The organism is Bradyrhizobium sp. MI1.7, assembly GCF_055811795.1.
On sequence record NZ_JBVVPO010000001.1, the window covers coordinates 249,781 to 264,151 of the forward strand.

Here is a 14,371-nt window from a genome sequence, read left to right on the forward strand (position 1 = left end):
CTGACAAACGATGGGAAGGCAAAAACCATGAAGAAGCTCGTTCAGCTCTTGGGACTTCTCCCGGCGCTCCTGGCTGTCAACGCAAGCCCGGCCGCGGCAGCCGACAGCCCGACGCTCGACAAGATCAAATCCAGCGGATCGATCACGATCGGCTACCGTGAGGCTTCGATACCGTTCTCGTACCTCGGGCCGGATCAGAAGCCCATTGGCTTCTCGCTCGATCTCTGCGCGGCGATCGTCGATCGCATCAAGGATGAGCTGAAGTTGCCCGGTCTGAAGGTCAACTACACGCCGGTGAACTCCTCGAACCGGATTCCCCTGATCCAGAGCGGGACTGTCGACATCGAATGCGGCGGCACCGCCAACGACAAGAAGCGGCAGGAACAGGTCTCGTTCTCGGTCGCAACGTTCGTCAGCCAGCCGCGCTGGCTCGTCAAGGCCGCCAGTGGCGTGAAGACCGCCGGCGACCTGAAGGGCAAGACGGTTGTCGCCACGCAAGGCTCCAACGCAGTCGGTTTCGCGCAGAGCGTCAACGCCAAGGAGCAGCTCGGCCTCAACATCGTCCAGGCCAAGGACCATGCGGAGTCCTTCCTGATGCTAAATACCGGCCGTGCCGTCGCCTTCATGGAGGACGATATCCTTCTCGCCGGGCTCAAGGCTGCGGCGCCGAATCCGGACGCGCTCCTGTTCCTTTCCGAGGGTTACGCGAAGATCTACTATGGACTGATGTTCACGAAGGGCGATGCCGGCTTCAAGAGGCTCGTCGACGACGTTCTCTCCAAGCAGATGGCATCCGGCCAGTTCGAGAAGACCTACGCGAAATGGTTTACCAGGCCGATCCCGCCCAAGGGTGAGAACCTCGCATTCCCGCTCACCGACGAGTTGATGGAGCGGATCGCACATCCCAGCGATGCCGTCGACTGATTGACGGAGCTGATCGTCCCGGAAAGTCATCCTCGTCCGCACCTGCAACCCGGAGGCTCGCGATGTTCGGAGTGCTTTTTGAACAGGCGGCAGACGGCCAGCGCTATATCGACTGGCTTCTGTCGGGTCTCGGTTGGACCCTGGCTCTGGCCTTCTTCGGCTGGTGGATCGCCTTCGGTATCGGCGTGTTCGTCGGCGTGGGCCGCACAGTCCAGAATCGTTTCGTCTCGATTCCGGCCCGGCTCTACGTCGAGATATTCCGAAACATCCCTGTCCTGGTGCAGATGTTCCTCTGGTACTTCGTTTTCCCGGAGGTGGTGCCGACCGCGCTCGGAAATGCCATCAAGCAGATGCCGCCGCCTTGGGCATCGTTCTTCCCGGCTCTCCTTTGCCTCGGACTCTACACGGCGTCTCGGATAGCCGAGCAGGTCCGGGCCGGCATCGAAGCGCTTCCTAAGGGGCAGATCGAGGCCGCCAACGCTCTCGGCCTCAGTGGCTACCTCACCTATCGGTACATCGTCGTGCCGCAGGCTCTGCGCCTGATCGTGCCGAGCCTCACCAGCGAGGTGATGGGAATATACAAGAACACCTCCGTCGCACTCACGATCGGCTTGATGGAGCTGACCGCACAGGCGCGCCAGATCAGCGAGGCAACGTTCCAGACATTCTCGGCATTCGGCGCGGCGACGATCATCTATCTTTGCCTGGCGCTGGTTGCATATCAGATCATGACGCTCATCGACAAAGCCTTCAGGATCCCGGGTAGCGCCCCGGTGAAGCTCACTGCTGAACAGGATCTCGCCGCCGACATGCAGCAAGGCAGCGCTCTGCCTGGCGCCATGGAGACCGTGAAATGAACACCCTCGATTTCTCGATCGTCGCGCAGTCGTGGCCTTATCTCTGGTCGGGCCTGCTCTTCTCGCTTTCGCTCACGGCGGCCGCATTCGCCATCGGCATGGTCCTCGGAACCTGTCTTGCGCTGGTACAGCACTTCGAGGTCCCGGTGTTCGCCCAGATCGTCCGCGGCTACGTCGCGATCATCCGGTCGATCCCGCTGATCCTGGTTCTCTTCTGGTTCTTCTTCCTGGTGCCGATCGTGCTTGGGCACCTGAGCGGCAACGGCCGCCCGATCCCGATCGGGGCGACCTACACGGCGTTCATCACCTTTGGCTTGTTTGAAGCCGCCTACTACTCCGAGATCATCCGCGTTGGACTGCGGGCCGTGAACAAGGGGCAGTTCGAGGCCTGCCAGGCGCTCGCGCTGTCGACCTACGACACCTACCGCCATGTCGTTCTGCCGCAAGTCCTTCGCGTGGCGAGCCCGATCATCCTGAGCCAGACGATCATCCTGTTTCAGGACACGTCTCTCGTTTACGTGCTGTCGTTGACGGATCTTCTGGGCGCGGCTTCCAAGCTCGCACAGCTCAATGGACGTCTCGTCGAGATGTACCTCGTCGTCGCGGTGGCCTACCTCGTGATCAGCTCGGTGGCCTCCCAGTGCGTCGCCACCCTTCGCAAGCGATATGGCCTTGCCACGGCACGGTGATCATCGAGATAACAAACGGCCTCGTATTCGGGAGACGAACATGCCTCAAGCGACTGTCAGCAATGCTACGCAGCCCAATGCAATCGTCCTCGTCGAAAACGTGATGAAACGATTCGGCGCATTCAATGCGCTGAACGACGTCAATCTCAGGGTCGGCAAGGGCGAGAAGATCGTCCTGTGCGGCCCTTCGGGCTCCGGCAAGTCGACGCTCATCCGGTGCATCAACCATATCGAGAAACACGACGGCGGCAGGATCGTCGTCGACGGTGTCGAATTGAGCAACCGCATGGCCGACATCAACAGCGTGCGCTGCGAGGTCGGGATGGTCTTTCAGAGCTTCAACCTCTTTCCGCACCTCACGGTTGCCGAGAACTGCATGCTGGCTCCGATGAAGGTTCGCGGCATCTCGCAGGCGGAAGCGCGCGATCGCGCACTCGGCTTGCTGCGGAAGGTCCGCATTCAGGATCAGGCGGACAAGTATCCCGCACAATTGTCGGGTGGCCAGCAGCAACGCGTCGCCATCGCGCGGGCGCTGTGCATGCAGCCCAAGATCATGCTGTTCGACGAACCGACGTCCGCTCTCGACCCCGAGATGGTCAAGGAAGTGCTGGACACCATGGTCGAGCTGGCGCGAGATGGAATGACGATGGTCTGCGTGACGCACGAGATGGGATTCGCCCGCGAGGTCGCCGATCGGGTCGTCTTCATGGATCGCGGAAGCATCGTGGAGGAAGCGGATCCGGAGACATTCTTCCGGGCTCCGCGCACGGAACGGGCGAAGGGCTTCCTGAACCAGATCATCCACTAGGATCCCGCTCGGCCGAGACCAGGCGCCGTCGGTAACGGCAGCTGCTCGACGCGTTCGTCCACGGTCCCCCGCTTCGAGACATATTGCCATTAGACTCCCCGCCGCAAACGTGGAGAATACCCCCGCACGTCACGTGCGCAGTGCACACCAAGATGCGCCAGGGGAAACAAAATGCCGGCTGCCTTCCCGTCCTCCCTACCCACCATCCCGACCGCTCCTTTGACCGCCCGGATGCGCGATGCGCTGCGCGCGATCGTCGGCGAGAAGGGCCTGATCGAGGACGAGCACGGCAAGCAGCCGTTCGTCACGGATTGGCGCGGATTGCTGGTTGGCGGCGCGGGCGCCGTCGTTCGTCCTGGCAGCACCGAGGAAGTCTCGAAAGTCGTCCGGCTTTGCCACGAGCACGGCGTCGCGATCGTGCCGCAGGGTGGCAACACCGGCCTGATGGGCGGTGCCACGCCCTGGCCGGCGCACACCGGCATCGTGCTGTCGCTCGGCCGCATGAACCGCGTGCTGGACGTCGATGCCGTCGGTTACGCGATGACGGTCGAGGCCGGCTGCGTTCTCCAGACGCTTCAGGAGACCGCAAGCCGTCACGACAGGTTCCTGCCGCTCAGCCTTGGCGCCCAGGGCTCATGCATGATCGGCGGCAACCTGTCGACCAACGCCGGCGGCGTGCAGGTGCTCCGCTATGGCAATGCCCGCAATCTCGTCTTGGGGCTCGAAGTCGTGCTGGCCAACGGGGACATCTGGGACGGACTGCGTGCGCTCAAGAAGGACAACACGGGCTACGACCTCAAGCACCTTTTCATGGGCGCCGAGGGAACGCTGGGCATCATCACGAAGGCCGTCCTCAAGCTGTGGCCGGCGCCGAAGGACGTCTGCACGGCGTGGCTGGCGATCCGCGATCCGCGCGCGGCGCTGGAGATCCTGTCCGAAGCCCATGCTGCGTCAGGGGACAATGTCGGCTCCTGCGAGCTGATGAGCCGCAGCGCCATCGACATGGTGCTGCGCCATATTCCCGGCACCCAGGATCCTCTCAAGGCGGACACGCCATGGTACCTCCTGCTTGAATGGTCGTCCTCGCGGGCCCGACAGGACGGGACCGAGGGCATGACCGAGAAGCTGGAGCAGTTTCTCGCTTATCAGCTCGAGGCCGGCCGCGTGCTCGACGCGGCATTGGCGCAGACGGTCGGTCAATCGCGCAACATGTGGCGCATCCGGGAAAGCGTCGCCGAGGCCTCCCGTGCCGAGGGGCCGGGACTGAGCTACGACGTGTCGGTGGCCATCTCCAGGATTCCCGGGTTCATCGACCAGGGGCTCAAGGCCGTGTTCGACATTCTTCCGACCATTCGCCCCTATCCTTTGGGACACATCGGCGACGGCAATCTGCATTTCTCGTTCATGGGCCCCAAAGGCATGGATCAGCAGACGCTGACCCAATATTCGTCCGCCATCACGCGGGCCGTGAACGATCTCATCACCTCCATGGGCGGCTCGATCTCGGCGGAGCACGGCATCGGCATCGACAAGCTCGACGAGCTCAGTCACTACCGCTCGAAGACCGAGCTCGACATCATGCGCACCATCAAGCGCGCGCTCGATCCGCAAAACATCATGAATCCAGGCAAGGTGCTGCGGCTGTGATCGACGCCGGATAGCCTCGTCTACAACGATGCCTGCCTTCGCGCGACCTCCACGCGGGCGCCGTAGTCGGACTGGCCAACGGAGAAGTGAAAAAGACTGAGAGCGTCCCCGGTCAGGACCGCGTCGCCGGACGTGAGATGATTGAGGCCAACCCAGCCATCGCGCATCCAGACCACTCCGGGCTTGACGTCGTCGGTGACGCAGGCCTTTGCCGCGAACTCGCCCCGCTGATTGTAAATCCTGATCGCATCCCCGTTGCTGAGCTGACGCGCCTCTGCATCCACCGGCGATATCCAGAGTTGCGGGGCGACATTGTGCTTTGCCAATGCCGGGAGAGCCTGGCCCTCGTCATAGAACGAATGAAAATGTGTCAGCGTCCTTCCGAAGCTCAGCGACAACGGATAGGGCGAAGCCTGGTCGCCGCCGTACACCGGAAGTGGCGGAAGCCCGAGCCTTGCCGCCTGCGGCGAGCAGAATTCGATCTTCCCGGACGGTGAATCGAATTTCCGATCCGCATAGGCGACCGCGGGCACGTTAAGAGGCAAAAAGCCACCGGCAGCGCGCAGCGACGCAACAGTCGCATGGCCGGTTGTCGTGTCATTCAAGATGACATCGATCACCTCTTCGATCGACGCCCACGGAAAGAGGTCAGCAAGCCCGAGGGAGTCTGCCAAAGAACTCAGGATTTCATAGATCGGGCGCGTCTCTCCCTCCCGCTCCAGTGCACGCTCCATCAGATAGAGGTGCGTGTTCGTCACCTTAAATCCCAATTCCTCGAGCCAGGCGGTTCCAGGCAGCAGCACATCGGCGAAACGCCGCGCCGTTTCATTCATGAACAGATCGACGCAAACGACCAGACCCGTCTTGTCGAGACCATGGGAGATTTCACCGGCGTCCGCGAAGGACGACAGCATGTTGGTCCCCAGCAGGAGCAAAACCTTGAGCTGCCCGTCGGACAAGGCCTTTGCGATGTCGGGCATTTGATTGGCAACATAATTGCCCGGCGCGCGTGCCACACCCGTATTCAGATTGCACATGGCCGCACTGTGGGCGCCATGACGTGGGCCGAGACCGCCGCCTGCAACCCCAAAATTGCCGGTCAACGCCGGCAGACAGCTGATCGCACGCGCCGCGTGCCAGCCGTTGGCACTCTTGTGCATGGAGCTGCCGCCGAGAAGGATCATGGCTGGTCGCGTGGACGCGTACGCTCTGGCGAACGACGCAATCTGGCCTTCCTCAAGACCGGTCTCGGCTGCTGCCCAGGCCGGCGTGAAGGGCAGAACGTGAGACGACAATTCCGCGAAGCCGACGGTATGCGCTTCGATAAACTCAGAGTCGTAGAGCTTTTCAGTGACGATGACGTGCATGACGGCCAAAGCGAACACAGCGTCCGATCCAGGGCGGATCAGGAAAACTTCATCCGATTGAGCCGCCGCTTCCGTTCTCCTTACATCGATCGTGATGACTTTTGCCCCGCGACGCCGAGCGGCGACGATATGACGGGCGGTATTGGGCTGACTCGAAATGTTCGCGCCCCAAAGCACGATCATGTTCGAGTTCTCAGCCATATCCTCCTTGGTATTGACCTTGAGCGCGCCCGTCAGCCCCACTCCAAAACCGCCAAGCCCCCAACAGACCATTGCAGGATGCCAGTTCTGGCATCCATACATATGCGCGAAACGCTGCATCAACTGCACCGTCACGGCACTGCCCACGGTGAAGCCGCCATGCCCCGCCCATAGACCCACCGCCTCGGGTCCAGCCGACCGCATCCGCTTCGCCATGAAATCCAGCGCCTCGTCCCAGCTTACGCGGCGCCAGATGTCGGTGCGGCGATCGTCGCGAATCTGGGGGTAGAGCAGTCGCTTCGGATTGCCGAAGATCTCGCTGGTCGCGCCCCCGCGAACGCAAAGAAACCCGGCACTGTCCGGATTATCCTTGTCTCCGCTCAGCGTCTTGAGCCGACCGCTCTCGACCTCAACCTGCATTCCGCAAAACGTCGGGTGGCAGTTCATCGGACACATGGTGCGGACGATCTTCGCATCGACAGCCGACATGAGCGAGCCCTCCCGGTCTCATTCCCGAGATGATCTTATCAGAGACGGGATAGGTCGGCAGCCCCAATGAGTTCCCCGTTCGCGCCGCTACGGCCGTATCGTCATGTTCTCCGGCGGACGCCGGTGACACACGACCAAGTCCGCTACGGCGCCTCCATCGCACTAACCCACGGCTTCATTCGCCGTTGTTATTCGATATGCCAGCGCTATTGTGCGCGGGCGGCGCAGCCGCAGCATTCATCCAATAATTCAGATTATGGGAGAATCGCATGAAATTCATTACAACCTGGAGTGTACCTCAAGGCACCTTCAATGCGGCCGTCAGCCGTTTTCTGGAAACCGGCGGAGCGCCACCCGAAGGCGTCAAGATGCTGGGCCGGTGGCATGGCATGAACGGACAGGGATTTGCGATCTCTGAATCGAGCGAACCAAAGGCGATGTATCGCTGGCTCGCACAGTGGGCTGACCTGCTCCCATTGACCGTCACACCCTGTCTGGAGGATGGCGACGCGGGCGAAGTGATGGCCTCGCTGCCCAAGCGCTAATCGTCAATCCTCATGTCGCTGCCGCTGAAGACCGGCGGCAGTGACATCCCCGGCAGGTCTAAAATGTCGATCTGTCCGGCCGAAGGCGTGGCCGTTTCCGTGGCGGCTTACAACGAATGTGTTTGCGGGTATTTCGATAGGGCCGTCAGTGACGGCCGCGATTCCTTTAGCGCTCAGGTGGCGGGCGTGGAATCACCCATTGCTCGAGGCGATCGATTGATGCCTCCCGTTCATGCTGGCCCAGCCAAACCGTAAAGAGAACCAGCGCGGCGGCGAGAGCCCCGATGCCGAAATACAGGTTCCTCATGCGCGTTTGAATGCACAGCGCCGGAAATGGTTCCACGCATCACGACTTGCACCGCGCCGCTCCACGAGGAGCGAAGCGACGAAGCAATCCAGACGGCCTCCGCGGGTAAAGTCTGGATTGCTTCGCGGAGCCCGTCATCGGGACTTCGCTTCGCGCGCCCCCGGTTGCTCGCCATGACCGCAACCTACGGCCTGATCGTCATGTTCTCCGGCGGCCCCGCCTTCCGCAGCGGCTCGGCCAGCCTCGCGAACTCGCACAGCAGCGACCTTGTCTTCCTGGGATCGATGATCTCCTCGACCCAGAATTTTTCGGCCGAGCGGAACGGCGAGCGCAGCTTGTTCAGCCGTTCCTGGATCTCGTTGAGCTTGCCCGCCTTGTCCTCGGCCGCATCGATGTCGGCGCGGTAGGCGGCTTCGATGCCGCCTTCGAGCGGCAGCGAGCCCCAATAGGCCGAGGGCCAGGCGTAGCGGATCGAGAAGCGGTCGGCCGGCTGATGCACCACGCCGGCGACGCCGAAGGCGTTGCGGAGGATCACGGTGCACCAGGGCACGGTGGTCTGGTTGACCGCGGCCATGGCGCGGACGCCGTGGCGGATGGTGGCCGCCTTCTCAGCATCGAGGCCGATCATGAAGCCCGGGCAGTCCATGAGATAGACGATCGGCAGGTGGAAGGTTTCCGCGAAGTCGACCCAGCGCACCACTTTCTGGCACGCATCCGCGGTCCACGAGCCGCCGTAGTGAAAGCTGTCGCTCGCAAGCACCATCACCGCCCTGCCCTCGAGCCGGGCGAGACCGACGATGATTGGCTTGCCGAAATTCTTGGCGACCTCGAAGAACGAGCCCTTGTCGACGACCGATTCGACGATCGGCCGCATCTTGTAGACCTGCTTGCGGTTGCGCGGCACCGCGTTCATCAGGGCTTCTTCGGTGCGCTCCGGATTGTCGGTGCAGGGCAAGGTCGGCGGCAGCTCATAGACCGATGACGGCAGATAAGAGAGGAAACGTCGCGCGCAGGCGAACGCCTCTTCTTCCGTATCGACGGCGTGATCGACCGCGCCGGCGCGAGTCTGGATGTCGGCGCCGCCGAGCTCCTCCTTCGAGAGGTCCTGCCCGAGCGCCTTCACCACCGGCGGCCCCGCGACGAACATCGCGGACTTCCGGGTCATGATGGAATAGTGGCTGGCGGCAAGGCGCGCCGCGCCAAGGCCCGCGACCGAGCCGAGACCGAGCGCGACGACCGGCACGCGCGACAAATTCTCCGTCGTGAAGCGATACCAGCGCGTGCCGCCGATGCCGCCCGGCAGATTGGCCGCGCCCTTGGTCTCGATGGTCTTGACCGAGCCGCCGCCGCCGGAGCCCTCGATGATGCGGACGATGGGCAGACGGAAATCATGCGCCATCTCCTCCGCCATCAACGGCTTGGCCGAGATCGACGCATCGGCCGAGCCGCCGCGGACGGTGAAATCGTCGCCGACCACGACGACCGTGCGGCCTTCGACGCGCGCGCGGCCGAACACGCAGTTCGCCGGCGTCAATTTCTGCAGCTCGCCACTGGAATCGTACTCACCGATGCCGGAGACGGCACCGATCTCGTGAAAGCTACCGCTGTCGATCAGTCTGTCGATACGCTCCCGAACAGTCAGTCGGCCCTGGTCATGCTGACGCTTGACCTTGTCAACGCCGCCCATCTCCCGCGCGAAGGCTTCGCGCCGGGCGAGCTCGTCGAGTTCCGGCTTCCAGTTCATTCACTCCCTCCGAATTGATCGGCTTGTTATTGTTATGCACGGCCATTGCGACCGGTTTGCGCGAGAGGCGGTTGTTGAAGACATCACCTTCGGCGCCCTCCATCAGGCTTCCGAGCGAGCGGCCGAGCGCGACCATCAACGGCGCGACTTCGGCATGCAGACGTTGCTCGTCATACATCGACGACAACAGCCCGATCGTGATGACGACGAAGGTCTGGTATTGCGGCGACCAGATCGGCACCGCGAGGCCGTTGATGTGCGGGCTCCACAGGCCGCAGGCCGTGACATAACCGCGCTCGAGCAACGACTGCCGGTTGGCCTCGATGCGGGGCCGCAGGATTTTCGCAGCCTCGGGCGCTTCCCGTTCCATGTCCGTAATGAAGGCATCGCCGACTTCAGGCGCTAGCGCCGCCGTGTAGGCCGCGCCCGCGGCCGTCGAGGCCATCGAGATGCGGCTGCCGGTGCCCTCATGCAGACCGAGCGCAGTCGCCGAGCGCGCGAACTGGAGATAGACCAGATGGAAGCGATCGGGGACGACGAAGCCGACAGTGCCTGGCAATTGCTCGGCGACTTCCTGGAGCCGCTGCCGGATCATGCTGCGCAGCTGCGCGCCCTTCATCATCGAGGCGCTCATCGCCACCGCGCTCGGGCCGATGCGATATTTCTGGTCGCGCGGCAGGTACACGAGTTGCCCCATCCGCGTCAGCGTGTGCGTGAGCCGCGACACCGTCGAGCGCGGCAGGCCGCAGCGATTTGAAATCTCGAGATTGCCGAGTCGGGCCTCATGGCCCTCGAAGCATCGCAACACGTCGAACGCGCGCGACACCACCTGGATGACATCACCCTCGCCGGCATCGCCAGCGAGCGCACCTTGCCTGCTTAACCGCTCCGATCGTCGTCCCATGTTCCCTACCGTTCGTTCCGCTCTGCGGAATTAAATTCCACTTGCAGACGACGCTACCTCAGGCATTTTGCGACGACAACAAAAAGGCGATGGCATGCCAGAAATTAAGATCGTCACGGAGGTCGCGGGTCGCATCTGCGCAACTCCCGTGCAAGTTGGAGGAACCGTTGCGGATGGCGATGACGTTGTAGTCGTCGAAGCCATGAAGATGGAGATACCTGTGCCCTCGCCCGCGAGCGGCACGATCAAATCGCTGCTCGTCAAGCTCGACGACGTCGTCGCCGAAGGACAGGCGATCGCGATCGTCGCGAACTGACTGCATTATCCGTGGCTTCCGCGACAATCTGTCTGCCTCATCGCCGCGTTCGCGGTACGGCGTTGCCATCGCCTGATCGCGATGACATGATCCGTTTCAAACAAAAAACTGTTTCAAACAAAGAATTAAACTCTTCGCGGCAAACGCGAGGATCATTGGAGGGAAACATGCTTCGTGGGCTGACCATGCTCGCGCCTGCCTTGGTTGCGGGCATTGCTTTTGCGTCTACAAGCTATGCAATCGCCGAAGACGTCAAGCTGCCGGCGACATTGACGTTCACCGCCTATGACACCGGCACCGCCGGCTTCAACATCGCGGTCGGCGTCGGCAAGATGATGAAGGACAAATACGGCACCGATGTGCGCGTGCTGCCTGCAGGCAACGACGTCGCGCGGCTTGCACCATTGCGCGCCAAGCGCGCGGCGTCATCCGCGATGGGATCTGGCACCTATTTCGCGCAGGAAGGCGTGTTCGAGTTCGGCTCGAAGGAATGGGGCCCGCAGCCGCTCCAGATCATGCTCTCGAGCGTCGATTGCAATTGCGGTTCGCTTGGGGTCGCAGCCGATAGCGGCGTGAAAGATCTGAAAGACCTGAAAGGCAAGCGCGTCGGCTTCGTCGTGGGCTCGCCCGCGCTGAACCAGAACTCGCTCGCGGTGCTCGCCTTTGCAGGCCTGACGCAGAAGGACGTCAAGGTCGTCGAGTTCGCGAGCTACGGCGCGATGTGGAAAGGCCTGATCAACAACGACACCGACGCCGCCTTCGGCACCACCATCACCGGCCCCGCCAAGGAAGCCGAGACCTCGCCGCGCGGTCTGGTCTGGCCGCCACTGCCCGCCAAGGACAAGGAAGGCTGGGCGCGGATGCAGAAGGTCGGCTCGTTCTTCTTCCCGCAGACCGCAACCTGCGGTGCCGGCATCACCCCGGACAAGCCGATCGAGCTCGGCAACTACCCCTATCCGATCTTCGTCGCCTATGCCTCGCAACCGGCCGACCAGATCTATGCGATGACCAAGGCGATGACCGTCAACTACGACGCCTACAAGGACTCCGCGCCCGGCGCCGGCGGGCTCGCCGCCGACCGGCAGACCAAGAACTGGGTGGTGCCGGTGCATCCCGGCGCGGTGAAGGCCTTGAAAGAAGCCGGGCAATGGTCTGACGCGCAGGACGCCCACAACAACAAGCTGTTCAAGCGACAGGAAGTGCTCGGTGCGGCGTGGGCGGATTACGGCAAGTCCAATCCTCCATCGGACGAAAAGGCCTTCCTCGACGGCTGGATGAAGGCGCGCGCCACGGCGCTGGCCAAGGCCGACATGCCGAACGGGTTTGACTGATCGTCAAGCTGCCTGCCGCAGAACTGTTTGAGGAGAGCGCCGATGTCAGAGACTGCGGCAGCGCCGGCGACGAAGGTTGAGTTCGCAGATCCGCATCTCGGCGCCGCCGCCGACCTGCAGGAAGCCGAGGTCACGCGCGTCCGTACGCTGAAGGGCGCGTGGCGCTGGGTGCTGATGGCGGCCACCGCGGCCACCATCCTGTTGTGTGTGAACCAGCAATTCTCGCTGCGCTTCTTCATCGACTACACCCAGCTCAACACCGAATATTTCTACCTGCTGATAGCGCTGATGCTCCCATTCACCTTCCTGATCTTTCCAGGATCGGAGAAGGCGCCGCTCGACCGCATCCCCTGGTATGACCTCCTGTTGTTCGCCGCGACCTTCGGTTCGGCGATCTGGCTGATGCTCAACATCCGCAAGGCCGCGCAATTCGGCTGGGAGTTCGATGGCGCGCCTGGCAACGTCATCGCCGCCGGGCTCGTGATGTGGTTCGTGCTGATGGAGGCGCTGCGGCGCACCGGCGGCTGGAGCCTGCTGCTCAGCGTGCTGCCCTTCACGCTCTATCCGTTGTTTGCGGACTCTTCCTGGCTCGGGCCGTTCCGCGGCACGCAGTCGACGCTGCAGCAGACCACGTCCTATCACATGCTCTCCGGTGAGAGCCTGCTCGGCATTCCCATCCAGGCCTTTGCCGACACCGTGATCGGCTTCCTCGTCTTTGGCACCGCGCTGATGATGACGGGCGCGGGCAAATTCTTCATCAACATCGCCTTCGCGATGTGCGGCACCTTCCGCGGCGGCGCGGCAAAAGTCTGTGTGTTCGCATCCGGCCTGCTCGGCACCGTCGGCGGCAGCATCGTCTCCAATGTTCTGACAGCGGGAACGATGACGATCCCCGCGATGAAGAAGACGGGGTTCACGCCGTCCTATTCCGGCGCGATCGAGGCCTGCGCCTCGACCGGCGCCGTGCTTGCCCCGCCCGTGCTGGGCGCGACCGCCTTCGTCATGGCGCAGTTCATGAACACGGGCTATGCCGACGTCGCGCTCGCCGCCACCATCCCCTCGATCCTCTATTATGTCGGCCTGTTCGCGCAGGTCGACGCCTATGCCGCCCGCCACAAGCTGAAGGGTCTGCCGCGCGCCGAGCTGCCGCGCTTCTGGGACGCTTTCAAAGAGGGCTGGTACTATCTCTTCGTGATCGTCGTGCTCGTGGTGATGCTGCTCTACTTCAAGCGCGAGAGCCACGCGCCGTTCTATGCCTCCGTGCTGCTCGTGATCCTGCATCAATGGTCCGGGCCGGCGCGCTGGAGGCTCGGCAACACGCTGGTGCTCGCCGGTTCGATCGCGGCAACGGCTGCGATGTTCTGGTTCGGCGTGCTCAATGCCGCGCTGTGGGGCATGTGCCTGCTGGCCGCGCTGAACGAATTCTTCCCCGGCAAGAACTGGGGCGGCGCGCGCTGGCTGCATTTCCTCGAACTCAACGGCAAGACCTTCGTCGAGCTGATCGCGATCCTCGCCGGCTGTGGCCTCTTGATCGGCGCCTTCTCGCTCACCGGCGTGATCTCGAGCCTCGCCAACGACCTGCTCAGCATCGCCGGGGGCGATGCCTTCCTGCTGCTGATCATGTGCGCCATCACCAGCCTGATCCTCGGGCTCGGGCTGACCACGACCTCCTGCTACATCTTCCTGGCCATTCTGGTGGCGCCGGCGCTGGAGAAGCTCGGGCTGAACAAGATGGCCGTGCACATGTTCATCTTCTACTGGGGCATGCTGTCCTCGATCACGCCGCCGGTGGCGATCGCCTCCTTCGCGGCGGCCGGCATCGCCGGCGCGCCCGCGATGAAGACGGGCTGGGAGAGCATGTGGGTCGGCAGCATCATCTATTTCATCCCGTTTTTCTTCGTGCTCAATCCGGCGCTGCTGCTTCAGGGCAGCAACCCGTATCTGGAGGCATTCGGGCTGACCGGACTTGCCTGCTTCGGCATCGTCTTCATCTGCGGCGGCATCCAGGGCTACCAGGCTTTTGTCGGCGACCTTCGCGGCGCCGGCCTGATGGAGTGGCCTTTGCGGGTGCTGCTGGTGATCGGCGGCTTCGTCGTGGCCACCCCGGGCGGCGGGATCATGCCGCTGTCGCAGATGCAGGTCACGCTGCTGGGCCTCGCGATCCTCGTGCCCACGGTTTTGATCGCCCTGCTGCTGGTCCGGCGGCAGGCTGTGGTGCCGGACGGGTTGCGCGTGCCCTGAT

At 62.9% G+C, this 14,371-nt stretch carries 12 protein-coding genes; 9 read left to right on the top strand and 3 right to left on the bottom strand.

Going from position 1 to position 14,371, the window contains the following annotated elements:
* Positions 1-27 precede the first annotated feature (27 nt).
* The 5 genes from AC0L3X_RS01230 to AC0L3X_RS01250 all read left to right on the top strand — a co-directional run bounded on the left by AC0L3X_RS01230 (position 28) and on the right by AC0L3X_RS01250 (position 4,925).
* A complete protein-coding gene (locus tag AC0L3X_RS01230; RefSeq protein WP_063983832.1) occupies positions 28-924 on the top strand; it encodes an amino acid ABC transporter substrate-binding protein in 897 nt (298 codons plus the stop codon).
* Positions 925-986: 62 nt separating this feature from the next.
* On the top strand, positions 987-1,781 hold the full coding sequence (locus tag AC0L3X_RS01235; protein ID WP_063983833.1) for an amino acid ABC transporter permease: 795 nt from the start codon (positions 987-989) through the stop codon (positions 1,779-1,781).
* Positions 1,778-2,470 carry an amino acid ABC transporter permease gene (locus AC0L3X_RS01240; protein ID WP_063983834.1) on the top strand — a complete coding sequence of 231 codons (693 nt, stop codon included), beginning with the start codon at positions 1,778-1,780 and terminating at the stop codon, positions 2,468-2,470. The genes AC0L3X_RS01235 and AC0L3X_RS01240 overlap by 4 nt, the downstream gene beginning before the upstream one ends.
* A 40-nt stretch (positions 2,471-2,510) precedes the next feature.
* Entirely contained in the window at positions 2,511-3,278 is a 768-nt protein-coding gene (locus tag AC0L3X_RS01245; protein WP_063983835.1) for an amino acid ABC transporter ATP-binding protein, read from the top strand.
* A gap of 171 nt (positions 3,279-3,449) precedes the next feature.
* Entirely contained in the window at positions 3,450-4,925 is a 1,476-nt protein-coding gene (locus AC0L3X_RS01250; RefSeq protein WP_231144624.1) for an FAD-binding oxidoreductase, read from the top strand.
* Between the two features lie 20 nt (positions 4,926-4,945).
* Here AC0L3X_RS01250 and AC0L3X_RS01255 read toward each other — a convergent pair whose 3' ends face one another.
* A complete protein-coding gene (locus tag AC0L3X_RS01255; RefSeq protein WP_063983836.1) occupies positions 4,946-6,982 on the bottom strand; it encodes a molybdopterin-containing oxidoreductase family protein in 2,037 nt (678 codons plus the stop codon).
* 269 nt (positions 6,983-7,251) lie between these two features.
* Between AC0L3X_RS01255 and AC0L3X_RS01260 the strand changes: the two genes are divergently transcribed.
* Complete coding sequence (locus AC0L3X_RS01260) at positions 7,252-7,527, top strand: DUF3303 domain-containing protein (RefSeq protein WP_473316236.1); 276 nt, start codon at positions 7,252-7,254, stop codon at positions 7,525-7,527.
* Between the two features lie 491 nt (positions 7,528-8,018).
* Here AC0L3X_RS01260 and AC0L3X_RS01265 read toward each other — a convergent pair whose 3' ends face one another.
* Positions 8,019-9,578, bottom strand: coding sequence for an acyl-CoA carboxylase subunit beta (locus AC0L3X_RS01265; RefSeq protein ID WP_063983837.1), 1,560 nt, complete (start codon positions 9,576-9,578; stop codon positions 8,019-8,021).
* On the bottom strand, positions 9,508-10,482 hold the full coding sequence (locus AC0L3X_RS01270) for an IclR family transcriptional regulator (RefSeq protein WP_063983838.1): 975 nt from the start codon (positions 10,480-10,482) through the stop codon (positions 9,508-9,510). The genes AC0L3X_RS01265 and AC0L3X_RS01270 overlap by 71 nt, the downstream gene beginning before the upstream one ends.
* Positions 10,483-10,576: 94 nt before the next feature.
* Here AC0L3X_RS01270 and AC0L3X_RS01275 point away from each other — a divergent pair, with 94 nt between their 5' ends.
* The 3 genes from AC0L3X_RS01275 (at position 10,577) to AC0L3X_RS01285 (ending at position 14,370) form a co-directional block, all read left to right on the top strand.
* Complete coding sequence (locus tag AC0L3X_RS01275; RefSeq protein WP_135214343.1) at positions 10,577-10,798, top strand: acyl-CoA carboxylase biotin carboxyl carrier protein subunit; 222 nt, start codon at positions 10,577-10,579, stop codon at positions 10,796-10,798.
* A gap of 167 nt (positions 10,799-10,965) precedes the next feature.
* A complete protein-coding gene (locus AC0L3X_RS01280) occupies positions 10,966-12,129 on the top strand; it encodes a TAXI family TRAP transporter solute-binding subunit (RefSeq protein ID WP_063983839.1) in 1,164 nt (387 codons plus the stop codon).
* Between the two features lie 42 nt (positions 12,130-12,171).
* On the top strand, positions 12,172-14,370 hold the full coding sequence (locus AC0L3X_RS01285; protein ID WP_063983840.1) for a TRAP transporter permease: 2,199 nt from the start codon (positions 12,172-12,174) through the stop codon (positions 14,368-14,370).
* Position 14,371: the final 1 nt, after the last annotated feature.

Coding starts and splice junctions, on each gene's coding strand:
- AC0L3X_RS01275 (WP_135214343.1), top strand. CDS start 10,577: ATGCCAGAAATTAAGATCGTCACGGAGGTCGCGGGTCGCATCTGCGCA.
- AC0L3X_RS01270 (WP_063983838.1), bottom strand. CDS start 10,482: ATGGGACGACGATCGGAGCGGTTAAGCAGGCAAGGTGCGCTCGCTGGC.
- AC0L3X_RS01235 (WP_063983833.1), top strand. CDS start 987: ATGTTCGGAGTGCTTTTTGAACAGGCGGCAGACGGCCAGCGCTATATC.
- AC0L3X_RS01260 (WP_473316236.1), top strand. CDS start 7,252: ATGAAATTCATTACAACCTGGAGTGTACCTCAAGGCACCTTCAATGCG.
- AC0L3X_RS01280 (WP_063983839.1), top strand. CDS start 10,966: ATGCTTCGTGGGCTGACCATGCTCGCGCCTGCCTTGGTTGCGGGCATT.
- AC0L3X_RS01285 (WP_063983840.1), top strand. CDS start 12,172: ATGTCAGAGACTGCGGCAGCGCCGGCGACGAAGGTTGAGTTCGCAGAT.
- AC0L3X_RS01250 (WP_231144624.1), top strand. CDS start 3,450: ATGCCGGCTGCCTTCCCGTCCTCCCTACCCACCATCCCGACCGCTCCT.
- AC0L3X_RS01255 (WP_063983836.1), bottom strand. CDS start 6,982: ATGTCGGCTGTCGATGCGAAGATCGTCCGCACCATGTGTCCGATGAAC.
- AC0L3X_RS01245 (WP_063983835.1), top strand. CDS start 2,511: ATGCCTCAAGCGACTGTCAGCAATGCTACGCAGCCCAATGCAATCGTC.
- AC0L3X_RS01230 (WP_063983832.1), top strand. CDS start 28: ATGAAGAAGCTCGTTCAGCTCTTGGGACTTCTCCCGGCGCTCCTGGCT.
- AC0L3X_RS01240 (WP_063983834.1), top strand. CDS start 1,778: ATGAACACCCTCGATTTCTCGATCGTCGCGCAGTCGTGGCCTTATCTC.
- AC0L3X_RS01265 (WP_063983837.1), bottom strand. CDS start 9,578: ATGAACTGGAAGCCGGAACTCGACGAGCTCGCCCGGCGCGAAGCCTTC.